The following is a 21424-nucleotide window of genomic DNA, read 5'->3' on the forward strand; positions in this document are numbered from 1 at the left end:
TAGCGGCTAAAATTTCTAGCTTGCACTATATCCGATTTTCTTACCTCTCGCGCCATAAAAAAGGCCCCGCACAAGCGGGGCCTGTAAGGCTGGGCAGGGGAGGGGACTATCCTTCAAGAAGCGCAAGAAGCTGCACTTTTCCAAGATCGGCCTCGGTTTCCTCGCCGCTGTCTTCATACTTGATCCACGCCACGCCATCGCGCGAGGGCCGCTTATTCAGGATCAGACGGGCAGGGCGCTTGTTATGAGAAACCTGCACAATGGCCTTTTTCAGCTTTAGCGGGTCTTCCTCCTTCGGTTCCTTCTCCTCTCCGGCCCCGGCGTCGTCACTAGCGCCGCCGTTGCCCTCGTCGTCGCCCGATTCCTCCTCGGCCTCGCCGCTCAAGCCGGACTCAAGGAACTCCTTCAAGAGCCGCACCGATCCGCGCGTAATCTCCTGATCGGCATCGGCCAGCCAGCGCGCAACGCCCTCGCTATGCTTCTTGTGGAGGCCCACAAGGTCATAGATCAACGTCACGTCCTTGCAACGCCCGCTCTGGAACGCCTTGGCGATCGGCTCCGGCAAATCGAGCAATGCCGCGTGCTGGGTGACAAAGGCCGGGGATTTCCCGATGGCCTTGGCAATCTCGCCCTTCTTTTTCCCGTTGGCCAGCTCGCGGCCGATGTAGTCGGCAATCTCGCGGGCCGTGAGAGCGTCCCGCTGCAAATTCTCAATGACCTGATCGGCCTCGGTATAATCCGGGTCGATGAAGCCCGGAATTGTCACTTTCTCGGCCAACAGGGATGCGCGATAGCGGCGCGCGCCGTGGTTGATGAGATAGCGCCCCTCCACCTTGGGATTGGGCCGAACGGAAATAGGCGTCTTCACGCCGCGCTCCCTGATCGTCTCGGCCATTTCCGCCAGCGAATTTTCGTCAAACTGCTTGCGGGGCTGGTTCGGGTCTTCGTCAATCAGCGCCAGCTCCAATTCGAGCGGAGCGCCAGAACCGCCCTCCGGGGCCGCAGGAGAGGCTAGGAGGCTCGAAAGGTCGCCCAACCCCTCCAACCCTAGCCCCGCGTTCTGCGCGGGCTTCTGCGCGGCTTTGGTGGACGATTTGCCCGGCTTCTTGTCCTCGGTGTTGTCGGCCATCGTCAAATCTCCATCTTTTCCTGAATGTGGCGGGCCATCGCTCGCATTTCCTGCGCCGCTTTCCGCGCCGAAGTCCGTTTGATCGACCAAACCGGCACGCCCGACGCCAGCGCGTCCGCAACGCTGCTCCGGTTCCCGATCGGCGTCGGAATGACCAACTGGGGATAAGCACGGGTCAGTTCGTCAAGGTGCTGCCCGTGACGGGGATTCCGGCCATCAACCTTGCTCGGTATCATGCCAAGGAATTTCAGCGCCGGGTTCGCGCGCCGGATATTGGCGATCGTCGTCACCATCTTCTCAATGCCCTGCAAGCTGTAGGCTTCAAGCTCGATGGGCGAGGCGGCGAAGTCGGCCGATAGCAACGCCGCTGCCATTCGGACCCCAAGGGAAGGGGGGTATCTATCAGGCACACGTCAAAGCCTTCCGCCTCGATCACGGCCAGACTGCGCTTGAACGCGCCAGCAGCCGCACCGAGATCTAGTTTCTCAAGATCGGCCAACCGCGCGTCGGCGGAAAAGACAGCGATCCCCCCGGCGTTAGCCAGGTCGAATTGTGACACGGCATCGAAAAGGCCGCTCGCCAAGGCTCCGCTATCATATTCGCCAAGGGTGAAGCTGGCATTTCCTTGGGTGTCCAAGTCAATAACTGCGACCTTCAATCCCTGTTCTTTGAAGTAATAGGCAAGATGAACGGTCGTCGAAGTTTTACCAACGCCGCCTTTCTGGTTCGCTATGACAAGTGTTTTCATCGTTTGGCGTCCAATCTTTCCACCGCCTCGCGCTGCCATTGCCGCACAAGGAAGGCTTTATGTTTCGGTAAAATCGCCGTCACACGCTCGAAACCTTCGGGAACCTCGCTATGCGCGTTCCAAATCCGGTTGACCGCCAGACAAACGGCATTGCGGGACACGCCTTCGCGCTTCGCCACGGCCGATTGGGCCTCGCCGTCCACCAGAACGGCGCGCGCCATGTCGAGCGGACGCGCCGCGATATTGAGCCGTCCAGCAGCTTGCTCAAAGGCCGACGCGCTCAAGCGTTTATCCATTGCGCCTGCCGCGATTCTTCTCGCGGTATAGCTTCGGCTCATAGACGCCAAGGAAGATGTAGAGGGCGATATAGACCGCATAATAGGCGAGGAACTGCCAACCGGCATGAACATCCGGCGTGTTCCAATACCAGAGCATCCGGCAGAACTGCCAGAAGACGACAAGCGGGATGATGAAGCGCGCGACGGTCCAGATCAGGACTCCGAACGTCCAAACGGCCGCAATGACGTAATCCACGCGGTTGCCCTCCCATGCGGGTGGAGGATTGGGAAGCCGCATGACCGCAAAACGTGCGGGCAGCGGGGGAATTTTCGCCTTCATCGGAATACTCCGGTTTCGACCTTGGCGGGTTGCCCGGTCACAACCGATATAATGACAGCATCCCGAACCGTGTCAAGCCCCCGTAAAGTCTGAACGGCAATAATTTTAGCCGCTAAAATCGTCGTTCTGGTGTTCCCAAATATTTCCCAAGCCCGCAGCCGCGCACAACAGCGCCCATGCCGAATAGGGAATCTGATCGTCGCCGCCCGTCCAGCGCCGAATAACGCGGGTATTGCTCAAGCCTAGAAACTTGGACGCGCTGCCCCCTGTCATGTCCGCTGCTTTGAGGACCGCCCTTACCTCATCCGGCGTCGGCTGCTGCCACCCCTGATCGGCGGGCAATAGGCAATCTGGCCGAACATCAATCATGCGCGCGTCTGTTCCTTCGCTGGCGTTGCTCCTCATGGCGGCCGAATGAGGAATATGCCCGATAGGCAGGGAAGGGAAGGGGGGCACGCTGCCCCCCTGTGGCGCTAGTCGAGCGCGGCACCGATCGGCCCCGCTTCCGAATGTTGGGCGGCATAGGCAGATGCCCACGCATAGAGCTGGGCAAATTGATCCTCGCCGTATTTTTCGTGCATATGCCCCAGCATGAACAGGGTGGCTATAAGGCCCGCCGCGTCGGCCGAAACGTCGCCAGAGAAGCCGTTGCCGTCCCATTCCAGACGATATTGGGGCTGATCGCCGGGGGCCATGTAGAACCCGCCGTTCGATAGGGTGTAGAAATGCCAATATGCGCCCGTGTAGTCGGCGGATAGCTTGGACATATAGCCATAGGTGACGGCCTCGACCTCGATCATGCGCGCCAGCCCGAACAGCCGGGGCAGGCACATAATCCGGTCTTCTTCGCCAACCAGCACGGCGGCAATTCTCTCTCTGTTGCTCATCGGACTTCTCCGGTTTCGACCTTGGCACCATAGCCCGGCCATATCCGATATATTGGAAGTTTCCCGGTTGCTGTCAAGTTACGCTCGCCCGCCATGAAAATCTTTTAGCCGCTAAAATGGCCTCCATCGCAAGGCATATTTGGTCGCTGCCCCGCAGTTTTACAGAGTGCCGCTATCCGCGCCCCGAATGGACACGCATGTCAGCTCCCCAAATCGGAGCCTTACCCCCTTTTTGGTGTTCAAACAGTCTCAATTAAGCGTTGCGCGACTAGCGCAACTCCGCATCACCTTAGATAAATAAACTCAAGGGGAGGTTCAGAACCATTATGAGACTCACGGCTAGGCAACAACGCCATCACGGGCGCAAATGCCGTTCCATAGGCTGATTAGGGCCTCCGCTGTGGCCTTGCATGTCGTCGTCTCCCGTATGTAATCGGCCTTGCTCAACCGGGAGAGCATCCAAGCCTCATCTTCAAGCCGGTCCTGTAGGCGCTGGGCCTCGTCGTCGGGCACCGGGGCAGGGCGCTTGCGCCGGTCGAGCAATTCGAGAAGCATCCTCGGCAATTCCACCCGATAGGCATTGGAGGTCTGCTCTGATCGCGCCCCGTCCTCTGTGACGGTGTGGACGTAGCGCCGCAGGCGCGCCAGCAAGCCGATGCTGGTAAGGGCGTTCAAGGCCCTTGCGACGGTGGCCCTAGAGACGGTCGCCCATTCGGCTATCATTTCATAGCTGGGCACCACGTTGCCCCTGAAACGCTCCTCCATCCGCAACAGGGCTTGATACACCCGGATCGTGGAATTGGTGATGCTCATGCAATAGTGCTCGAACTGCGTTATCTCGCGCGGCTCGCGACGCAGCTCCGCGCGCAGGGCGCGGCCCTTTTCAAACGCCAGATTGATCGCACGCCAGCATCCCTTGCGCGTCTTGGTGTCTCGCGCCGCGAGGAAGCCCTTTTCTACGTCGCTCCCGGCTTCCTTGCTGCCGCCGCGCACGCGGGCCTTGGTGATGTGCTTCCCGCCCCGGCTACGGTCGCCATAGGCTCGGCCGAAAAGCTGCTGGGTCAGCTCCCCGATCGCCAGCGGCCCTTTTCTTCTGGTGTCACTCATCGTCGTCCCTCCTTTGCGAAGGGCCGGGAGACAGGCAAAAAAATCCCGTTGCGCGAATCAAGCGCCCTTGAACCGAAGTCCGAAAACCGCTAAGTGGGAAATTGTCTGTAGGTTCAGTGTTGGCGCACTGTCCCACTAAGCGGTTTTGAGGGTGCCCGGCTTCGAGCCGGGCATTTTCTTATCCACTCACGGCCAGAAACTCCTGTTGCAGAAACATATCGTCCCCGATCCGCTCTAGGATCGCGTTGATTGCAGCCTCGCGGGACGTGAATCCCTTGCTGGCTTTCACCCTCTCCACGATCTCGACGGCTTTAGGGGACAAGGCCAAACTCATGCGCTTAAAGCCCTGCTCGCTCTGTGCCTTGGCGCGTTTGCGCTGGGACAGCGTGGAGGGTTTGAGTTGCGTATGATTCGCCATAATGCCCCGGCTTAAAGGACATTAAAGGTTCTGGCAATTCAGTGCTGAAAAAATATGCTGGCGACTGAAAGACATATATAGAAAAGCGGTCTGCGTTTACGTCGAAGTCCGCAGTTCAAGAGCATCAACGAGTGGCTTCTTGGGCCTACCAACTGAAAGAATCGAAGCTATAGCCTTACATTATCGAGCTACGCGCTACAGCCGTAATTTTCAAAATTGGTCGCCGCGATCTGATCGGCAATTAGCATCTTGGGGCCTGCGCTCGATCCTGCGAGCATTTAGGGGGGCATAAAAAAGCTGGGGGTGACGGTGCTGATCCGGTAGCTTTAGGAGCATGTCGAAACCGGCTCCGCTTGTCGCTTACCGTCTGAAGGTCGGCCTCCGGGATATATCGCCGATGATTTGGCGACGCTTGCTGGTTCGCAGCGATCTGACGCTTTTTGGTCTGCACCGGGTAATCCAGATCGCGTTTGGTTGGGAAGATTATCATCTCCATGCTTTCAAGGTGCATGGGCGCCGTTTCGGCACGCAAAGGACGGGTGAGGGCTCTGTTGCAAAGATTGGCGGCAGTCAGAGGTAGGCTGTCGCTCTGCGCCGATCAGGCGGCTGCTGCGAAATGGTGGTTGAGCATGCCCATGGCCTCCGTCAGCGCCGAGGGCCCAATGCCAAAAGCTCTCTCCACAAGGCGCACCTCGCCCCTGATGCCGGGCTGCAGGCACCAGGGGCGAGCCTGTCCTTTGCGCAGGGCTCGCATGACTTCGAATCCCTTGATCGTGGCATAGGCCGTGGGGATCGATTTGAAACCGCGCACCGGCTTGATCAGTATCTTGAGCTTTCCGTGATCGGCCTCGATCACGTTATTGAGATACTTCACCTGCCGGTGGGCCGTCTCCCGGTCCAGCTTTCCTTCGCGCTTCAATTCGGTGATCGCTGCACCATAGCTCGGCGCTTTGTCGGTATTGAGCGTGGCAGGCTTTTCCCAGTGCTTCAGGCCTCGCAGGGCCTTGCCCAGGAACCGCTTCGCTGCCTTGGCGCTGCGGGTCGGCGACAGGTAGAAATCGATCGTGTCGCCCCGCTTGTCGACTGCCCGGTACAGGTAGGTCCACTTGCCCCGCACCTTGACGTAGGTTTCATCCAGGCGCCAGCTCGGATCAAAGCCACGCCGCCAGAACCAGCGCAGCCGCTTCTCCATCTCCGGGGCGTAGCACTGGACCCAGCGATAGATCGTCGTATGGTCGACCGAAATGCCGCGTTCCGCCAGCATTTCCTCAAGGTCGCGATAGCTGATCGGATAGCGACAATACCAGCGCACCGCCCACAGGATCACATCACCCTGGAAATGGCGCCACTTGAAATCCGTCATCGTTCCGTCCGTCCAATCTCCGCCAAGCATGCTCAAGCTTCACGATTTTTGCAACAGAGCCCATCCGGCAGATATGCCGATAGCTGACTATGAGCAGCGCATGACGCCGAGCCGCGCCGCTGAATTGCTCCGGCTCCCATCGTCCAATCATGCGGCCTTCGCGGAAGCGGCGCGCGGCGCTGATAGAATCCTTCTCGCAGGGGGTGCCATTTACCGGGACGCGATGCGGCGCGCGATCGGCCAGCATCCGAGCATCGCAGAGACGGACGGCGGGGGGATCGGCATCCACCGGCAGCAGTTGCGGCGTTGGCTTGCCGTGGACCGCGACACGACCGGGGCGGCTCCCGTCCAGAGCCTTGATGCCTTTGCCCGCGAGCGCGGATTGGTGACGATGGCCGAGGCGCGGGGCCATATCCACGCCGGGTTGCGTTCAGCGCCGACGACCAAGACTTTCCGCAGATGGTATGAGAGCGAAACGCGCCGCCTGTTGATCGAGGCAGGCAGGACCGCGAGCCTCTATCAAGCGGCGATCGACGCGGGAACAATCATTGCACCGCCTCGCGCGACCCTTGAGGAAATCGCCAATGGCCACCCCGATCTAGAGTCGACGCACGCTGCGCGCCGCGTGCTGGAAAAGCGCCGCGCCCGTCGCGAGCTGGCGGAGAGGGAAGCCGCGTGACGGGCCGCCCGCCTATCGGCCACAACGGAGGCCCGGCGCTGGACGATACCCCGCCAGCTCCGCCGCGTTTGCCCTATGATGCCGCCTGCGTGCGCTGCATCCATTGGACGCCGCCCAGCGAGCGGGAGGAATCCGATTATCGCTATTGGGCAATGACGGGGCGCGGGCGGCGCGTGAAGGAGCCGAGCGGCCATTGCTTCCGCGTGATGCACAGGCCCGGAGGCCCACTTTCATTTTCGGGCACGATGGGCCGGAGCAGTTGCTATAACTACGAGGCGAAGCCGCCGCCTGCCTATCGACCCAGCGGGCAAGGCTTTGTCACCATTTGGGGGCCGGGTGACAAGATTCTCTGGCAGGGGCGCGAGGGCGAGGAACCCGCCGAGTTCCGACAAGGCGAGCTGGACCTATAGACAGGGCGAAGGAAGGTAGAGCGATGAAGGTTGAGACGCGGCAGACGATCGAGCGCCAGATTGCGCGGAAAGCGGCCGAGGGGCTGATTGCGGGCGGCTATGCCGTGTCGGTCTATGACGGCGAGGAAATCGCCTTGGAGGCGTCCACGGACGTTAAGGCGATCATGGCCGCCATGTTCGCCACCGACGAGGATTATCTATTCGCCATGAAGCCCGACGAGGCCGGGAAGATGGAGCGGCAGGGCTATGCCCGCTTCATCTACGGCAACGAAGGTTGGGACGTGATGAGCGACTACACCACCAATCTTGAAAGCGAGCTGGCGGGGGCGAAGGCCGAAGCCGACAAGCTGGAAACACGGCACGGATAAGGAGCGCCTGCTATGGAAACCATCGACTTGACGCCGACATGGGGCGAAATCGGCTTGCTGTATGTCCGCCTTGCGGAATCTGGCGAGACGAAGGCCCTCACGGGAATGCGGGGCGAGGTCGCGCGGGCCTTCGCCGCCTCGCAAGCCCTCACGGCCATTATGGGCGACTTGCCCGCCGAGCTGCGCGACCGCGCCCGCATCATCATAGGCGAGGAACTGGCGAAGCAGGGCTTCCCCGGCGATCGGCCGCCTTCCGATTCTGGCGATGCCGGTGCCGTCGATCGAGGCACCGCCACCAAGGCTATCGAGCAAGCCTTTGGGGGCAAGCCTGCCCCGATCATGCTTGATGAAGCGTGGGAGTGGGATCGCGCGGCGAAGAAGCAGGCCGGAAAGAATGGCGAGCAATGATGCTCCGAAGGGGATCAGGGGATGAATGACGCTATGGGCCACACGGCCTCTGTACATTATTCGGACACAGATTCACGGTAGCGGCTTGATGAGCAGCGGCATGAGGCCATCGGCATCGAGGTCGAGGCTCTCGGACCAGATATAATCGCCGGTGAGATTGATGCGGTCCCATCCCAGCGGCGACAATCGGGACAGCATGGCGGGATCGACAGGTGTGCCGCGGTGCCGCAGTTCATCGACGGCACGACCGAGATAGCGGCAGTTGAAAAGAATGATGGCGGCCGTGACGAGGTTGAGCGCTGCCGCGCGGGTCTGCTGGTTCTCCAGGCCACGGTCGCGAAACCGCCCGAGCCGATGGAAGGCGACAGCGCGGGCCAGGCTGTTGCGTGCCTCGCCCTTGTTGAGTTCGGCGGTGACCGTCCGGCGCAGATCGGTGTCGTCGAACCAGCGCAGCGTGAACAGTGTGCGCTCGATCCGTCCGACCTCCCGAAGTGCCGCAGCAAGACTGTTTTGTTGACGATAGGCGGACAGCTTCTTCAAAATCAGCGACGGTGTGACAGTGCGGTCGCGCATCGCCGCGATGACCTCCGCAATTTCGGCCCAATGGCTGACGATCAGGTCCCGACCGAGGCGGCGCCCGAACAGCGGTGCGAGCCGACCATAGCGCCGCGCGGGCTCGAAACCATAGAGTTGTCGATCCGACAGGCGCGGAATGCGCGGCTCGAAATCGAGGCCGAGCAAATGCATGACGGCGAACACGATATCGGAGACGCCGCCACCATCGGTGTGGAGGGCGGTGATGTCCGCGCTGCTTTCGTGGCCGAGGATGCCGTCGAGTGCGTGGATCGCCTCGCCCGCCGTCCCGGCGATGACCGTCTGATGAAGCGGTGCGTATCGATCGGTGATGGTGGTGTAGATCTTGACCACGGGGTCGCGACCGTAATGTGCGTTGACCGTTCCTCCGGCTTCGCCGGCACCGCCGAGATAATAAGCCTGCCCATCGGCCGATGCGCGATGCCCCGAACCAAACCAGGCGGCGAGCGGTTCGGCATGGATAGCGTCGGTCAGGCTGGCGAGCGCGGCGCGAAACGTTTCCTCGCGCATATGCCACGTCTGCATACGCAACAGTGCGCGACGCGAGGCGACACCGCAAACTTCGGCCATGCGCGACAGACCAAGGTTGGTCGCCTCCGCGATCAAGGTGGCAAGAAAGGCGCGTTCGTCGGCGGGAGGCAGACCGGTCGAGACATGGCCGAAATGCTGGATGAAGCCGGTCCATCGTTGAACCTGCGACAGCACATCCGTGATACGGGTGGCAGGCACCATGCCGTAGCAGGTGAGCGCAAGTTGCCGCCCTTCATCCTGACCAGGGTCTTCTTTGGGGTCTTTCGGAAACCGCAGCCGCTCGCCGGCAAAAAGGGGGGGATCGCGTTTGTCCAGATCGCGGGCGACCTCGCGCAGGGCGCTATCAAGCCTTGCCGCCCTCTCGTCGAGCCAGGCGTGCGGATCGCCGAGCGAGAAAGCGGGCTTCGGTACGGGGCTGGCCGGTGGGGCAAGCAGCACACTGAGCGCGCGATGGACGCGCGCGGTCGGCACCCAGATACCACCGGATGCCAAAGCATTGGAAAGCGCGCTGTAAGTCGCCATCTCCCAATGGGTGCGATCGATCCCGCCTGCGGTCATGACATGCCGACGCCAGCGGTGCTCGACATGGCCAAGCGGCACGTCATCGGGCAACGCCCTGCGCCAGTCTCCGTCGAGATCGGCGAGGATCGCCATCGCATCGCGCAACGGCTGCATTCCGGCCCGGCCCTGGAAATCAAAAGCGCGCACGAACGACGGCCCCATCCGCTTGAAGGCGCGATATTCCGCCGCGATCTCGTCCAGAACCTCGTTCCGGTGCGGTGAGGCGGTACGTCGGATGATAGCGGCGTCGGCGTCGATGATGTCGAGGGATGCCACGGCATCGACCGCCGCGGCGACATCGCCGCCAGCCCGGGCCGCCTGGCTGATCGCTTCCAGAACCCTGGCGATGCGTAACATCCGTTCGCGGCCCTCGCGGCCGGAAACGGCCACGCGCTGTTCGAGCCGTTTGCGGGCGCGCAGATGGGCCCGCCCCACGAGCGCAATGAACATATCGATCGCCGCATCGGTCAGTGTCGCCTCCAGCTCGCGCAGCGTCGCGAGCAGCACGACCCGCCTGCGGGCCGGGCGCATTTGCTGGAAAGCCTGTGCCGTGTAGCGCACACCCTCCCGGGCGAATTGCCCCAGGCGCGGTTCGTGGCGAACATCAGGGGAGAAAGCCGATATGCCCGTCCCACGAATCAGCGTGATCTTTTCGACGATTTCCAAAAGCGAAGCGGATGCGACACGCGGTTCTGGCTCGCGCAGCCAGGACAGACGGCTCTGCCGGTCATGCACCTTGTCATCGATCAGCGCGTCGAGTTGCTGACGCATCTCATGGCCAAGGCCGCCATCGATCGCGGCCACGAGATCCGTTTCCGCCTGATGTATCGCCTCGGCCGCCATGCGCTCCACGACGCTGACACCCGGGATCACGATCCGACGCGCGCGCATCTCATCCAGAAGCCGGCCGAGCAGCGCGCGTCCGTCGATGATGCTCGCCGCCTCGTTTGTCAGCCATGTCCGCAATTCCACGCGGTGCGGGCGGCTCAGATCGCTGAAGCCGAAGCGCGTCTTGATCGCGGCGAGCTGATCGTAGCGCGTGGGCGTGCGTCTGGCGAAATCAGCTATGACCTTTGCATCCACCCCGACCTGCTCGGCAATATGGTCGAGCATGACCGCAGGCAGCAGTTCCCCGTGGCGCAGATGCCGGCCCGGGTAGCGCAGGCAACAAAGTTGCAGGGCGTAGCCGAGTCGGGTGGCGGGCGTGCGCGCGGTGTCGATCGCGGTCATGTCCTCACCTGACAGACTATAGTGCTTCACGATCGCCGCCTCGTCGTCGGGCAACATCAGCAGGGCAGCGCGCTGCCGCGTCGTCATCGGAATCCGTCCGGGCATCTTTGAACCTCCAAAAACCACTTGCCTTTCGGCATGATTCTGAAAGAGGATTGTGAAAGACAAGAGGCCGCAGGAATCCGTTCATGCCGCACTGGCCTCCGGATACGGCCGTTTGTGAAAGGCAGGATTTGACCAGGGCACCCTATCTGATCGGCTATGCGCGGGTGTCGAAGGGTGACGAGCAGTCGAACGCCGCCCAGCGCCGCGCCCTCGACGCGGCTGGGTGCAGGCGCGTGTTCGAGGAAATTGCCAGTGGCGGGCGCTGGGACCGGCCAAAGCTCCTGGAGATGATCGGCCAGTTACGCGACAGTGACGTCGTCGTCGTCTGGAAACTCGACCGGCTATCGCGCAGCCTCAAGGATCTGCTGCACATTATGGAGCGGATCGAGGCGGCGGGCGCGGGCTTCCGCTCGCTGACCGAGGCGATTGACACCACCACGGCCGCAGGTCGCATGATGATGCAGATGGTCGGGAGCTTCGCCGAGTTCGAGCGCGCCATGATCCGCGAGCGCACCTCCGCCGGCCTCGCCCAGGCGCGCGCCGAAGGGCGGATCGGCGGACGCCGGCGCAAACTCGGCGAAAAGCAACGGCGCGAGATCGCGGAGTCCGTCATCTCCGGACGAAAATCCGGCGCCGAGATGGCGCGGCTCTATCATGTCAGCGAGCCGACCGTTTCGCGCATCGTCGCCGCGCACCGACAGACTATGGAGCTACCGGCATGAAACGCGGCCACGACCTGACCGGGCTGATGAAGTTCGCGACACGGCCCGAGTGGGCCGACGACCTGCATGACGCGCTCGACGATCATCTGGGGCCGGTTCTCACGCAGTTCGACATCGATTCCGACGAACTGCCCGGCATCATCGGGGATCACTGGGCCATGACCTTGTGGGGCTGCGCGTTCGAGGACCTGGTGACCCGCGTCTTCGAGCCCGATGGCCGCAACATCGTGGACGAATATCTCAAGCGCCGCGGATGGAACGAGGCCGGCCCCAACAAGCTCTACATGCGCGCGCTGAAGACCTCCGTCATGAGCGTCTATGAAGTCAGCGCGATCGAGCCCGGCGTCGGCTTCCTCGCGCGAGATCTGATCCGGGGCGGTGATCCCGTCCAGGTCCGCGAGCGCACCGCGTCCAGGACGCTGGGCCCGTGGGATCGGATCGGCGTGCGCATCATTCCGGTGAGCGGGCATAGGATCCTGGCAGGCGGCCTGCTGTCCTTTACAGCGGAAGCCACCAGCGCCCTTCTCGAGGCATTGCGCCTGGGACAGGGCAAGCGCGGCCCGCGCGCGAAACTAGTGATCGACGATGATCAACTGCGCGACCTGGCGCCGCTCATCTCGATGGTCTGGCTGTTCGACATCTTGCCCAGGATGCTCGAGCCTGTCGCCATCCCCACGCTGCATAACGCCGATGGCGAGGAGGTTGTTTTCCACCGTGTCCGTTTTCCGTTCACGCGGGGGACGACGCAGGCACTCATCGGCGACCGCCTCGATACCGTGCCCGCCCTGCAGCGGGAAACGTCACATTTCTGGAACTGGCTCGGCACCAGAACAAAACAGGGCAAGAAAGGCACCGGCCAGATGGCGTGGGGTGTGTCAATGGAAGACGGCACGCCGGTGCTTGGGAATCTGGAACTCAAGGGCCGCGCTCTGATCCTCTCCGTCACCTCGGCCGAACGTGCAGAACGCGGCGTTGCACTCGTCACCCAGGCGCTCGGCGCCCTGGTGGGAACACCTTTGACCGAGATCGAGACGATCGAACAGGCGATGGCTGCGCGTCAGGAAGGACGAACCGTGTCGGAGCCGGCACCGGACATCCCGGTCGAGGTCGCCACCCCGCTTGTCCACGGCATGCTCGATCGTCAATACCGGACACTCCTCGATGAGCCTGTCCCGATGCTCGGCGACAAAACGCCGCGACAATGCGCCGGCAGCAAGGCCGGACGCGACCAACTCGCCACGTGGCTAAAACATCTCGAAAATCTCAGTGGGAGACACGCTGACATCGATGATCCGATGGCGACGTACGACTTCGGGTGGATATGGCAGGAACTCGGGATCGAAGAACTGCGCCGGTGACGGCTTGACCCCGCAACGATGAAGGACATGCTGGCCGCCTGATAGACACTGGAGCCGCCTTCACCAACGGTGCCTGCGGATTTGTATTGCGCACGGCTGCTCGCAGGTGCAGCATGAGGATGCCTTTCAGGCATCCTCTCCTAAAACTATGGCCGGCCGTTGTGCCGGCCTTTTTGTGTGGCCGCGACGGCTTACGTAGCGCAATCCCTGGCAGAGAAGCTGGCGCCGACGTCCCTCAAGCTCGCCTACCGTGAATCTGTGGCCGAATAATGCACAGGGGCCCACACGGCCGTTTTCGGCGCGACGGGCGGGGGTAAGACTAGCTTTCCTCCCATGCTGCAATTTGAGTTCCATGCCTATGCCGGGGACGAATCCGGCGTGATCGCGGCGCAACCGACGATTACGACCGAGCGCATGGCGAGCCATAGCGCCGCGCGGGCGAAGGCGGGCCGTATCGCCAAACAGATCGGGGGGCCGGTCGATTTGGCGCTCGCAGGGGCCGCGCCTTGGGATGATCGCTACATCACCACGGCCAGCCCCAGCGAACATCATGCCTCTGGCTATCGGTTGGAGAGGCTGACTTGATGCCCTTGGTGTTCATCGCCGCCGCCGCGCTGGCGGGTTGTTCCGTGACCGATGGCGACACGATCAGATGCGGGGACGAGCGTATCCGGTTTCTTGGCGTGGACGCGCCCGACGATCCGAGCAACAGCCGGTGCAGGCCGGTGCCCAAGCCCGGCGCGATTTGCGACCGGCAGCGGGCAGAGGCGAGCAAAGAGGCGTTGCAGCGGACCATGACAGGGCCGCTTTCGATCGAGCGCGTAGGGGTTGACCCCTACGGGCGCACGCTGGCGTTGGTCTATGTGCAGGGGCGCAGCCTCTCATGCCGCCAGATCGAGGCCGGGCAGGCTGTCTATGTGGCGCGTTGGGATCAGGACGGGCGGGTTGCGCGTGAGTGCCCCCGTGCGGTTGCGAGCTGGCAGGGGTGGCGATGATGGGCGCGCCAGACCCCGGAACGCTCAATAGGCGCAGCGCCGAGGGCGGGGCGTTGATCGGCTATGCGCGGGTATCGACGCCCGAACAGGACATGGGCTTGCAGATCGACGCGCTAGAGAAGGCGGGTTGTGCCCGCATCTTCACGGACGTTGCAGGCGGTGCGAAGGCAGAGCGGGCCGGGCTGGCCGAGGCGCTGGCCTATCTTCGCCCGTCAGACACGCTTGTCGTGTGGAAGATCGACCGGCTAGGCCGCTCGCTTCCCCATCTGGTCGGGCTTGTCGGGGTGACTGCACGAAAGTGACTTATCTGCACGCTAAGAGCGAACGGACCGGGAACGCTGGGACTTTGTGTTCTTCTCCGTGGCTTCGAGGGCTTTGTAGAGGGCGGTTTTGCCGATCTTGAGGCGCGCGGCGGCCTCGCGAACTGTGAGGCCGGAAGCGATATGTTCGCGCGCCTTGCGGAGCTTGTCAGGTGTGACCACTGGCCGCCGCCCACCGGGGCGACCTCGCTCGCGAGCGGCCTTGAGGCCTGCATGGGTGCGCTCCCGGATCAGATCGCGCTCAAACTGGGCAAGCGAGCCGAAGATGTTGAACACCAGCATCCCGCCCGAAGTGGTGGTGTCGATGTTCTCGGTGAGCGAGCGGAACCCGATACCTCGCGTCGCTAGCTCGCCGACCTTCTCAATCAGATGGCTCATCGAGCGCCCAAGACGGTCGAGTTTCCAAACCACCAGCGTGTCGCCGCTGCGCAGATAGGCGAGCGCCTCGGCCAGGCCGGGCCGATCGGCTTTTGCACCAGATGCGTGATCGTCGAATATCCGGTCGCACCCGGCCGCGTTCAGCGCGTCGAGCTGGAGTGAGAGCTTCTGGTCTGCCGTCGAGACGCGCGCATAGCCGATCAACGCCACATGCAGCCCAATCCTGTCCGTTTTCCCATCATTATCTGATCTTGTCCGAATCGCCGTTATAGGTCCAGAGTTAACGGACATATTCCTGCTGGCCGCCAGAGGACCGTCTGACGGACAAGGACGCGGAAGGAGATAGTGCTTGGCGAGACGGCGACTGGTGAGCGCGGAAATCTGGGCAGGGCATTATGGCGCGCCGCTCGATGAGCGCGAGATTGCGCGGCACTATACGCTGACCGGTGACGACCTGGAAATTGTCGGCCGCCGTCGCGGCGATGCCACCCGGCTCGGCTACGCGATGCTCCTACTCTATATGAGATGGCCTGGCCGTGCGCTGGAAGCGGGTGAAGTCCCGCCCGCTCCTGTGCTCGCCTATGTGGCGCAGCAACTCGGCGTCGCGCCCGAAGCCTTCGCGGACTATGCCCATCGGGACCAGACCCGTCGCGAACATCTCGTTGAAATCCGACGATCGCACGGGTTCAGGATTTTCGACCGCAAGGCTTTCCACGAAGTTGTCGCATTCTCGATCCCGATCGCACAGACCATCGTCCACCCCGGCCAGATGGCGGGGGTCATCGTTGACGAACTTCGGCGCCGGCAGATCCTCCTGCCTTCTTCATCGGTTCTCGAAGCGGTACTCCGGCGTGCTCGCCAGCAGGCCGAACAGCTTACCTATGAAGTGCTCACGAACGGCCTGCGGCCCGATACGCTGCAGGGGCTGGACGATCTGCTGGCCCGACGAACAGGGCAAGCCGCGACATGGCTATCCTGGCTGCGCAATGCACCACAGTCGCCGGCAGCGCGCAACATCCTACGCCTGATCGAACGGCTCACTCATATCCGCGCGCTGGATCTCGATCGCGCCCGTGCCGACATGATCCCGGCTTTGACTTTTGACAGGCTGGCGGACGAAGGCAGCCGGATCACACCCCAGCACCTTGGCGAACTCAATGCCCTGCGCCGCCATGCGACGCTGGCGGCGCAGGGCATCCGTCTTGAGGAAAGCCTGACCGATGCCACCCTGACGATGTTCGACAAGCTGTTGGGCAGCATGTCGCGTCGCGCCGAGAACCGGACCCGTGACAAAGCCCTCAAGACGGTGCGCGAGTTGCAAGGCCATCTCCGGACGCTCACAGGGTCTTGCCGCATTCTCATCGAAGCGCGCACCAACGGTGTGGACTCTCTGGCGCAGATCGAGGCGCTGGATTGGCAGCGCTTCGCCGTGGCGGTCGCGCGGGCCGAAGTACTCGGGCGACCGGAAACCGTCGATCGCACCGCTGAATTGATCGAGCGGCATCGCACGGTGAAGCTCTTTGCCGGTGCCTTTCTCAACACCTTCGAATTTCGCGGCGCCGGTGCGGTGCAGGGACTCCTGTCGGCGCTTACCATCATCGCGGAGCTATACCGGACCGGCAAACGGCGCTTGCCTGATCGCGTGCCGCTGCGCTTTGTGCCCTCCGCATGGCGGCCGTTCGTCCTGCGGGACGGCATCGTCGATCGCGCCGCCTATGAACTATGCGCCTTGTCCCAGCTACGGGAGCGGTTGCGAGCGGGAGACATATGGGTCTCGGGAAGCCGCCAGTTCCGCGATTTCGATAGCTACCTCATCCCGCCGGCCACCTTCGACGCGCTTCGCGAGAAGGGGCCGTTGCCGCTCGCCATCGAAACGGACTTCGATCGTCATATCGAGGAAAGGCGCGCCAGGCTCGACACGGCGATCGAACAGGTGACGGTCCTCGCCCGACAGGGCGAGCTGCCCCAGGTCAGGCTTGACGAAAGCGGCCTTATCATCTCGCCGCTGAAAGCGGCAACGCCACCCGCCACCGAGATTGCCCGTCGCGCTGCCTATGACCGACTGCCGCGCGTGAAGATCACCGATCTCCTGCTTGAGGTCGATGCCTGGACCGGGTTCAGCGAATGCTTCATCCATCGGCGTTCGGGCCGGGAGGCCGACGACCGCAATGCGCTGCTCACCGTCATCCTTGCCGATGGCATCAATCTCGGCCTCACACGCATGGCGGAAACCTGCCGAGGCGCAAGCCTGCGCCAGCTCGCCCATCTCCACGACTGGCACATCAGCGAGGCCGCCTATGGTGAAGCGCTGGGAAGGCTGATCGACGCCCATCGCGCCATGCCGCTCGCCGCGCTGTGGGGAGACGGCACCACCTCGTCGAGCGACGGACAGCAATTCCATGCCGGGGGCCGTGGCGCCGCAATCGGCGACATCAACGCGCGCAGCGGCAACGAACCGGGCGTTGCCTTCTACACCCATGTCTCGGATCGATATGACCCCTTCGCGACCCGGGTAATCGCGGCGACCGCCGGCGAAGCTCCCTATGTGCTGGATGGCTTGCTGTATCAGCAGACCGGCCTGACAATCGAGGAGCACTACACCGATACAGGCGGTGCATCGGACCATGTGTTCGGCCTTATGCCCTTCTTCGGCTACCGCTTCGCGCCGCGCCTGCGCGACATCAAGCAGCGTCGTTTGCACCTCCTTCCCGGCCAGGAAGCCGGCCCCTTGCTTGCCGGCATGACGGCCGAACCGATCGCATTGGGTCATGTCGCGGCGCATTGGGATGAACTGCTGCGGTTCGCCACATCGATACGCACCGGCACCGCCACCGCTTCGGCGATGCTTCGCCGCCTGTCCGCCTATCCGCGACAGAACGGACTGGCCCTCGCGATGCGCGAGCTGGGCCGCCTCGAACGCTCGATCTTCATGCTCGACTGGCTGCGCGACATTGATCTGCGCCGGCGTACCCAGGCGGGCCTCAACAAGGGCGAGGCCCGCAACGCGCTCGCACGCGCGCTCTTCTTCAACCAGCTCGGCGAATTGCGTGATCGGCGGTTCGAGAACCAGACCTATCGCGCCTCCGGCCTCAACCTGCTCGTCGCCGCCATCATCCTGTGGAACACCCGCTATCTCGAAGTGGCGCTGGCTGATATCGGCACGCCCGACGAAATCGCACGTCACGTCGCGCCATTGGGCTGGGAACATATCTCGCTCACCGGCGACTATAGCTGGAATGTTGAAGATCGGCCCGATCCGGATGTCCTGCGGCCACTGCGCGCCATCAGTTCGTTGCTCGCCGCGTAACGTTCACCATACGTTCGCGCTTAGCGTGCGGATGCGTCACTTTCGTGTAGTCACCCCTTGTCGAAAATCTGCGTGATCGGGGCATAGGCTTCCGATCGCTGACAGATGCCGGGATGGACACGACGACGCCCAGCGGCGCGTTGATCTTCCATATATTCGCGGCGTTGGCCGACTTTGAGCGGTCGCTGATCCGCGAGCGGACAAAGGCCGGATTGGAGGTCGCCGCCGCGCGCGGGCGAAAGGGCGGCCGTAGGTCGGTTGTCACGCCGGGAGTCCTGAAACGCGCGCGCGACATGATGGATAAGGGGTTGACGGTGCGGCAGGCCGCCGCCGCGCTCAAGATCGGCAAGACGCCGCTCTATGAGGCGCTACGTGCAGCGGACGAGGCCGCAGGCAGCGGATCGGGGGCGAAGAAAATGGCGTATGACGATTATCGGGAAGGCGACCGCTTTTCGGTGGACTTCCGCATGGCGGGCCAAATGAAAGGCTGTTGGCACCTGATAGGCGAAACTGCCACGCTGGACGAGGCGTGCGCGATGTTCGACGGCATTGTTGCTTCCGATCGCGCGGAAGGTGCAACGCCGGGGCACGCTGGCGCATGTGCCATATGCGCGGTTCGGAAATTCTCCGCGTCATTGAGGATATGACGCTTACGAGGGACGGGCTGGCCACGACGCCCGCCGACGCTGACCGATAGCGCGCGGCCTGTCCCTCTAGCGTAACGATTCATTGCTTTTCTAGGCACTTTTGGCCTATCCACGCACTACCTACGGAGACGTGGGCGGGGGCGTGGAAACCCTCTGATAATCGAGCCGGTCGAGCTTAACGACCGGGTGGCGGACGCGCATGTCCAGAAGCCACCCGGCTTTAAAGGCGTTCGCGCCTGACGATTATCAGGTTTCCAACACCCGGTTCCAAGCGGGCACGCCTCCAAAATGGGGGCGTGCCGCTGGCTTTCCGGCCTACTCCCGACAGCACAGTTTTGGAAATGGCGCGAGGTCGCTGCCATCGGTTTTGCTTGTTGGGGGGTAAGTGACCAATTCGGAAAATTCATCCGGCTCGATACTGGAATGGCTTGGCTTTCGCGGCGCGCGCGGGGGGCGCAGCGCGGACGGGAAGCAGCGTTCGCAAACGGCGCTGGCAATGTCTTCCAGCAGGCGCGCGCCATCTGCTCGATGAAATTGCGGCCTTCCTGCTCACCTATGAGCTGGACGTGACGCCCAATAATCTTCTCACCGCGCACGGGGCCTTTTCCGGGTCCAATCCCGCCCTTGCGCGCAAGATCGCCCAGCATGTGACCGCTGGCCTAGCCGTGACACAGGAATGGCTGGACGAAATCACGGCGGCAGACGAGACGATCGACAAGCACGATGGCATCCAGCACCTCATGGCGAGGTTGGAAACGACGCTTGAAAGTTTCTCGAAGAACGCCAACGCCACGCGCAGCGCGACGGCCGATTATACCGACGAGCTGGAACAGCATGTGGCCGAGCTGGATCAGGTTCAGGGAACGGGGCAAATCCTTTCCAGCCTAGCCGATTTGGCGAAGGCGATGCTTGAGCGAACCCGCAAGCTGGAAACCGACATGCGGCGCAGCGAGGAGGAGGCCAAGGCGCTCCGCCGTAGTCTGGAACAGGCGCGGCGCGAGGCGGAGATTGACCACATGACCGGCCTTCCCAATCGCCGGCTTTCGAGACGGTCCTAGAGCGGGAATATCGTGACGCCAGAGCGAGCTTTGACCCGCTGACCGTAGCTTTCTGCGATATAGACCATTTTAAGCGCATCAATGATACGCACGGCCATGATGCAGGCGATCGGTCATTCGACTTATCGCGGAAATGCTTGCTACGATTTCGGACGATAATTGCCATGTAGCGCGCCACGGTGGAGAGGAGTTTGTTATGCTGTTCCGAGGCGTCAGCCTGTCCGAAGCGCATAAGAAACTTGACGGCTTGCGCGAACAAATGGCCGAACGTCGCTTGCGAACCGCAAGACGGATGAACCATTGGGCCAAATTACATTCTCCGCTGGTATTGCGGACGTGTTTGATTTTCCTGATCCAAGGGCGGCCCTCAAAGCGGCCGATGAAGCCCTTTACGCCGCAAACAGGGCGGCCGAAACCAAGTGATAATCGCACCCAAGGGAGGCGCGCAGGCCGCATGAGCGAGGGGACGCCAGATGAAGACGTATTCCCCGGCGCGAAGCTCTCCGATCCGGCAATGGTGCGGGGAATGTTGCGTGATGCGGCACAGGAGAAGGCCGAAAAGGACGGGGAGCCGGGAAAATGGGATTAGGATCGGGCAGCGCGGCCGTGCTGGTTGTGGAGGATGAACCCCTAGTGAGGACGATGGCGGCCGACATTCTTATGGACGCGGGCTATCGCGTCTTTGAGGCGTGCGAGGCGGCGGACGCTCTGGCGATCCTTGACGGCCGCGATGACATTGGCGCGGTGTTCACCGATATTGAAATGCCCGGAGGGATGACCGGCCTTGCCTTGGCCGCTGCCGTCCGCGACCGATGGCCGTCCATGCCGGTCCTCGTTACCTCTGGCCGCGTGCGACCAGGTGCTGGCGAATTGCCGAACGGCGCTGCCTATATCGCCAAGCCCTACATGCCCGGTGAATTGGTCGCCACGCTCGGCAAGATGCTTCCTCACCCGATTCCGGCGATTAATGCTCCATCAGGCTGAATGAGCCGCGAACAAGGGCAAGCCCCACGGAAAGCCGTTCGGCCGCCTCTTTCTGCTCGATGCCTAGTCGTTTGGCGATTTGCTCGATCGAAAGCCCGTTCTGCCGATGCAGGAACAAGACGCGATCGGTCAAATGTGGCAATTCATCAACACAATCCCAAAATTCATCTTCGGGAAATGTCATGCGCGGTGACGCCATGCACGTATCTATTGATTGTTGCAGATAACAATCTGCGGCTGAATCATCGACCTCAACGAGTATCGCAAGAGCTTTTTCCATGAACTCTAGGGCAACCGCTTTCTGTTGCTCTCGATAGATATTGGAAGAATCAACCATAGCCTAGTCCTCCTTTCGGTCGCTGTAGGGAGGACGATGACTCAACAATAGGGAAATTGCACGCGCAACTAGGGCCAGATTGAGCAGTAATTTTATTACAACGGCAAGCAGCCCTCGCCTGCCCGGACAGGGGCGGCGCGTGGCATCGGGCTAGATTGTTTG

General features: G+C 62.3%; 25 protein-coding genes and 3 pseudogenes. 16 read left to right on the forward strand and 12 right to left on the reverse strand.

Annotated elements, in window-relative coordinates:
* Positions 1 to 106: 106 nt before the first annotated feature.
* From NP825_RS23400 to NP825_RS23435, 8 genes and pseudogenes are all read right to left on the reverse strand, one after another.
* Positions 107 to 1129 carry a ParB/RepB/Spo0J family partition protein gene (locus NP825_RS23400; RefSeq protein WP_006954195.1) on the reverse strand — a complete coding sequence of 341 codons (1023 nt, stop codon included), beginning with the start codon at positions 1127 to 1129 and terminating at the stop codon, positions 107 to 109.
* A gap of 2 nt (positions 1130 to 1131) precedes the next feature.
* A pseudogene (locus NP825_RS23405) lies at positions 1132 to 1877 on the reverse strand (ParA family protein).
* On the reverse strand, positions 1874 to 2173 hold the full coding sequence (locus NP825_RS23410; RefSeq protein ID WP_019053944.1) for a TrfB-related DNA-binding protein: 300 nt from the start codon (positions 2171 to 2173) through the stop codon (positions 1874 to 1876). The pseudogene NP825_RS23405 and the gene NP825_RS23410 overlap by 4 nt, the downstream one beginning before the upstream one ends.
* Positions 2166 to 2411 (reverse strand): KleE stable inheritance protein, encoded by a 246-nt coding sequence (gene kleE / locus NP825_RS23415; protein ID WP_238320177.1) that lies wholly within the window; start codon positions 2409 to 2411, stop codon positions 2166 to 2168. Before kleE ends, NP825_RS23410 begins: the two co-directional genes overlap by 8 nt.
* A 189-nt stretch (positions 2412 to 2600) precedes the next feature.
* Positions 2601 to 2900 carry a hypothetical protein gene (locus NP825_RS23420; RefSeq protein ID WP_019053946.1) on the reverse strand — a complete coding sequence of 100 codons (300 nt, stop codon included), beginning with the start codon at positions 2898 to 2900 and terminating at the stop codon, positions 2601 to 2603.
* A gap of 68 nt (positions 2901 to 2968) precedes the next feature.
* Positions 2969 to 3382 carry an antirestriction protein gene (locus NP825_RS23425; RefSeq protein WP_006954205.1) on the reverse strand — a complete coding sequence of 138 codons (414 nt, stop codon included), beginning with the start codon at positions 3380 to 3382 and terminating at the stop codon, positions 2969 to 2971.
* Positions 3383 to 3721: 339 nt separating this feature from the next.
* Entirely contained in the window at positions 3722 to 4489 is a 768-nt protein-coding gene (locus NP825_RS23430; protein ID WP_006954207.1) for a helix-turn-helix domain-containing protein, read from the reverse strand.
* Between the two features lie 178 nt (positions 4490 to 4667).
* Positions 4668 to 4907 (reverse strand): hypothetical protein, encoded by a 240-nt coding sequence (locus NP825_RS23435; RefSeq protein ID WP_019053948.1) that lies wholly within the window; start codon positions 4905 to 4907, stop codon positions 4668 to 4670.
* A gap of 334 nt (positions 4908 to 5241) precedes the next feature.
* Here NP825_RS23435 and NP825_RS23440 point away from each other — a divergent pair, with 334 nt between their 5' ends.
* The gene (locus NP825_RS23440; RefSeq protein WP_257551877.1) at positions 5242 to 5487 is read left to right on the forward strand and encodes a plasmid pRiA4b ORF-3 family protein; all 246 of its coding nucleotides are present in this window, start codon (positions 5242 to 5244) and stop codon (positions 5485 to 5487) included.
* 18 nt (positions 5488 to 5505) lie between these two features.
* On the opposite strand, the gene NP825_RS23445 is transcribed toward NP825_RS23440, so the two are convergent.
* Positions 5506 to 6270 (reverse strand): IS6-like element IS6100 family transposase, encoded by a 765-nt coding sequence (locus NP825_RS23445; protein ID WP_001389365.1) that lies wholly within the window; start codon positions 6268 to 6270, stop codon positions 5506 to 5508.
* Between the two features lie 73 nt (positions 6271 to 6343).
* On the opposite strand from NP825_RS23445, the gene NP825_RS23450 reads away from it, so the two are divergent.
* From NP825_RS23450 to NP825_RS23465, 4 genes are read left to right on the forward strand one after another with little or no spacing between them, the layout of a single operon-like run.
* Positions 6344 to 6949, forward strand: a complete 606-nt coding sequence (locus NP825_RS23450; protein WP_257551878.1) for a hypothetical protein — start codon at positions 6344 to 6346, stop codon at positions 6947 to 6949.
* Positions 6946 to 7359, forward strand: coding sequence for a hypothetical protein (locus tag NP825_RS23455; RefSeq protein WP_041734158.1), 414 nt, complete (start codon positions 6946 to 6948; stop codon positions 7357 to 7359). Before NP825_RS23450 ends, NP825_RS23455 begins: the two co-directional genes overlap by 4 nt.
* 23 nt (positions 7360 to 7382) lie before the next feature.
* Positions 7383 to 7727: a hypothetical protein gene (locus tag NP825_RS23460; protein WP_014194368.1), complete on the forward strand. Its 345-nt coding sequence runs from the start codon at positions 7383 to 7385 to the stop codon at positions 7725 to 7727.
* A gap of 12 nt (positions 7728 to 7739) precedes the next feature.
* Positions 7740 to 8135, forward strand: a complete 396-nt coding sequence (locus NP825_RS23465) for a hypothetical protein (protein ID WP_257551879.1) — start codon at positions 7740 to 7742, stop codon at positions 8133 to 8135.
* Between the two features lie 72 nt (positions 8136 to 8207).
* Here NP825_RS23465 and NP825_RS23470 read toward each other — a convergent pair whose 3' ends face one another.
* The gene (locus tag NP825_RS23470; protein WP_007683471.1) at positions 8208 to 11138 is read right to left on the reverse strand and encodes a Tn3 family transposase; all 2931 of its coding nucleotides are present in this window, start codon (positions 11136 to 11138) and stop codon (positions 8208 to 8210) included.
* A gap of 146 nt (positions 11139 to 11284) precedes the next feature.
* Between NP825_RS23470 and NP825_RS23475 the strand changes: the two genes are divergently transcribed.
* The 5 genes and pseudogenes from NP825_RS23475 to NP825_RS23495 all read left to right on the forward strand — a co-directional run.
* On the forward strand, positions 11285 to 11878 hold the full coding sequence (locus NP825_RS23475; RefSeq protein ID WP_007683474.1) for a recombinase family protein: 594 nt from the start codon (positions 11285 to 11287) through the stop codon (positions 11876 to 11878).
* Positions 11875 to 13236 carry a hypothetical protein gene (locus tag NP825_RS23480; protein ID WP_007683476.1) on the forward strand — a complete coding sequence of 454 codons (1362 nt, stop codon included), beginning with the start codon at positions 11875 to 11877 and terminating at the stop codon, positions 13234 to 13236. Before NP825_RS23475 ends, NP825_RS23480 begins: the two co-directional genes overlap by 4 nt.
* 333 nt (positions 13237 to 13569) lie before the next feature.
* Complete coding sequence (locus NP825_RS23485; RefSeq protein WP_066609322.1) at positions 13570 to 13821, forward strand: hypothetical protein; 252 nt, start codon at positions 13570 to 13572, stop codon at positions 13819 to 13821.
* On the forward strand, positions 13821 to 14231 hold the full coding sequence (locus NP825_RS23490; RefSeq protein ID WP_066609323.1) for a thermonuclease family protein: 411 nt from the start codon (positions 13821 to 13823) through the stop codon (positions 14229 to 14231). Before NP825_RS23485 ends, NP825_RS23490 begins: the two co-directional genes overlap by 1 nt.
* Positions 14231 to 14515: pseudogene (locus NP825_RS23495) on the forward strand (recombinase family protein); the annotation flags it as partial. The gene NP825_RS23490 and the pseudogene NP825_RS23495, both read left to right, overlap by 1 nt.
* Positions 14516 to 14545: 30 nt before the next feature.
* Here the strand turns inward: NP825_RS23495 and NP825_RS23500 are convergent.
* Entirely contained in the window at positions 14546 to 15139 is a 594-nt protein-coding gene (locus tag NP825_RS23500) for a recombinase family protein (RefSeq protein WP_013039114.1), read from the reverse strand.
* 139 nt (positions 15140 to 15278) lie between these two features.
* On the opposite strand from NP825_RS23500, the gene NP825_RS23505 reads away from it, so the two are divergent.
* The 6 genes and pseudogenes from NP825_RS23505 to NP825_RS23530 all read left to right on the forward strand — a co-directional run bounded on the left by NP825_RS23505 (position 15279) and on the right by NP825_RS23530 (position 20925).
* Positions 15279 to 18236, forward strand: coding sequence for a Tn3 family transposase (locus NP825_RS23505; RefSeq protein ID WP_011627729.1), 2958 nt, complete (start codon positions 15279 to 15281; stop codon positions 18234 to 18236).
* A 68-nt stretch (positions 18237 to 18304) separates the two neighbouring features.
* A pseudogene (locus NP825_RS23510) lies at positions 18305 to 18625 on the forward strand (recombinase family protein); the annotation flags it as partial.
* A 686-nt stretch (positions 18626 to 19311) separates the two neighbouring features.
* Positions 19312 to 19941: a hypothetical protein gene (locus NP825_RS23515; protein ID WP_257551880.1), complete on the forward strand. Its 630-nt coding sequence runs from the start codon at positions 19312 to 19314 to the stop codon at positions 19939 to 19941.
* A 38-nt stretch (positions 19942 to 19979) separates the two neighbouring features.
* Positions 19980 to 20111, forward strand: a complete 132-nt coding sequence (locus tag NP825_RS23520; protein WP_257551907.1) for a diguanylate cyclase — start codon at positions 19980 to 19982, stop codon at positions 20109 to 20111.
* A gap of 26 nt (positions 20112 to 20137) precedes the next feature.
* Complete coding sequence (locus NP825_RS23525) at positions 20138 to 20530, forward strand: hypothetical protein (RefSeq protein WP_257551881.1); 393 nt, start codon at positions 20138 to 20140, stop codon at positions 20528 to 20530.
* The gene (locus tag NP825_RS23530; RefSeq protein WP_257551882.1) at positions 20521 to 20925 is read left to right on the forward strand and encodes a response regulator; all 405 of its coding nucleotides are present in this window, start codon (positions 20521 to 20523) and stop codon (positions 20923 to 20925) included. The genes NP825_RS23525 and NP825_RS23530 overlap by 10 nt, the downstream gene beginning before the upstream one ends.
* On the opposite strand, the gene NP825_RS23535 is transcribed toward NP825_RS23530, so the two are convergent.
* Positions 20906 to 21262: a sigma factor-like helix-turn-helix DNA-binding protein gene (locus NP825_RS23535; protein ID WP_014194370.1), complete on the reverse strand. Its 357-nt coding sequence runs from the start codon at positions 21260 to 21262 to the stop codon at positions 20906 to 20908. The genes NP825_RS23530 and NP825_RS23535 overlap by 20 nt on opposite strands.
* Positions 21263 to 21424 lie beyond the last annotated feature (162 nt).

The sequence above is a fragment of the Sphingopyxis sp. DBS4 genome, from assembly GCF_024628865.1.
Lineage (GTDB): Bacteria > Pseudomonadota > Alphaproteobacteria > Sphingomonadales > Sphingomonadaceae > Sphingopyxis.

Excerpts from the sequence above, each read along its gene's own strand:
- NP825_RS23400 (WP_006954195.1), bottom strand. The coding sequence starts at position 1,129 with ATGGCCGACAACACCGAGGACAAGAAGCCGGGCAAATCGTCCACCAAA.
- NP825_RS23410 (WP_019053944.1), bottom strand. The coding sequence starts at position 2,173 with ATGGATAAACGCTTGAGCGCGTCGGCCTTTGAGCAAGCTGCTGGACGG.
- NP825_RS23420 (WP_019053946.1), bottom strand. The coding sequence starts at position 2,900 with ATGAGGAGCAACGCCAGCGAAGGAACAGACGCGCGCATGATTGATGTT.
- NP825_RS23425 (WP_006954205.1), bottom strand. The coding sequence starts at position 3,382 with ATGAGCAACAGAGAGAGAATTGCCGCCGTGCTGGTTGGCGAAGAAGAC.
- NP825_RS23430 (WP_006954207.1), bottom strand. The coding sequence starts at position 4,489 with ATGAGTGACACCAGAAGAAAAGGGCCGCTGGCGATCGGGGAGCTGACC.
- NP825_RS23435 (WP_019053948.1), bottom strand. The coding sequence starts at position 4,907 with ATGGCGAATCATACGCAACTCAAACCCTCCACGCTGTCCCAGCGCAAA.
- NP825_RS23440 (WP_257551877.1), top strand. The coding sequence starts at position 5,242 with ATGTCGAAACCGGCTCCGCTTGTCGCTTACCGTCTGAAGGTCGGCCTC.
- NP825_RS23445 (WP_001389365.1), bottom strand. The coding sequence starts at position 6,270 with ATGACGGATTTCAAGTGGCGCCATTTCCAGGGTGATGTGATCCTGTGG.
- NP825_RS23450 (WP_257551878.1), top strand. The coding sequence starts at position 6,344 with ATGCCGATAGCTGACTATGAGCAGCGCATGACGCCGAGCCGCGCCGCT.
- NP825_RS23460 (WP_014194368.1), top strand. The coding sequence starts at position 7,383 with ATGAAGGTTGAGACGCGGCAGACGATCGAGCGCCAGATTGCGCGGAAA.
- NP825_RS23465 (WP_257551879.1), top strand. The coding sequence starts at position 7,740 with ATGGAAACCATCGACTTGACGCCGACATGGGGCGAAATCGGCTTGCTG.
- NP825_RS23470 (WP_007683471.1), bottom strand. The coding sequence starts at position 11,138 with ATGACGACGCGGCAGCGCGCTGCCCTGCTGATGTTGCCCGACGACGAG.
- NP825_RS23480 (WP_007683476.1), top strand. The coding sequence starts at position 11,875 with ATGAAACGCGGCCACGACCTGACCGGGCTGATGAAGTTCGCGACACGG.
- NP825_RS23485 (WP_066609322.1), top strand. The coding sequence starts at position 13,570 with ATGCTGCAATTTGAGTTCCATGCCTATGCCGGGGACGAATCCGGCGTG.
- NP825_RS23490 (WP_066609323.1), top strand. The coding sequence starts at position 13,821 with ATGCCCTTGGTGTTCATCGCCGCCGCCGCGCTGGCGGGTTGTTCCGTG.
- NP825_RS23525 (WP_257551881.1), top strand. The coding sequence starts at position 20,138 with ATGCTGTTCCGAGGCGTCAGCCTGTCCGAAGCGCATAAGAAACTTGAC.
- NP825_RS23530 (WP_257551882.1), top strand. The coding sequence starts at position 20,521 with ATGGGATTAGGATCGGGCAGCGCGGCCGTGCTGGTTGTGGAGGATGAA.
- NP825_RS23535 (WP_014194370.1), bottom strand. The coding sequence starts at position 21,262 with ATGGTTGATTCTTCCAATATCTATCGAGAGCAACAGAAAGCGGTTGCC.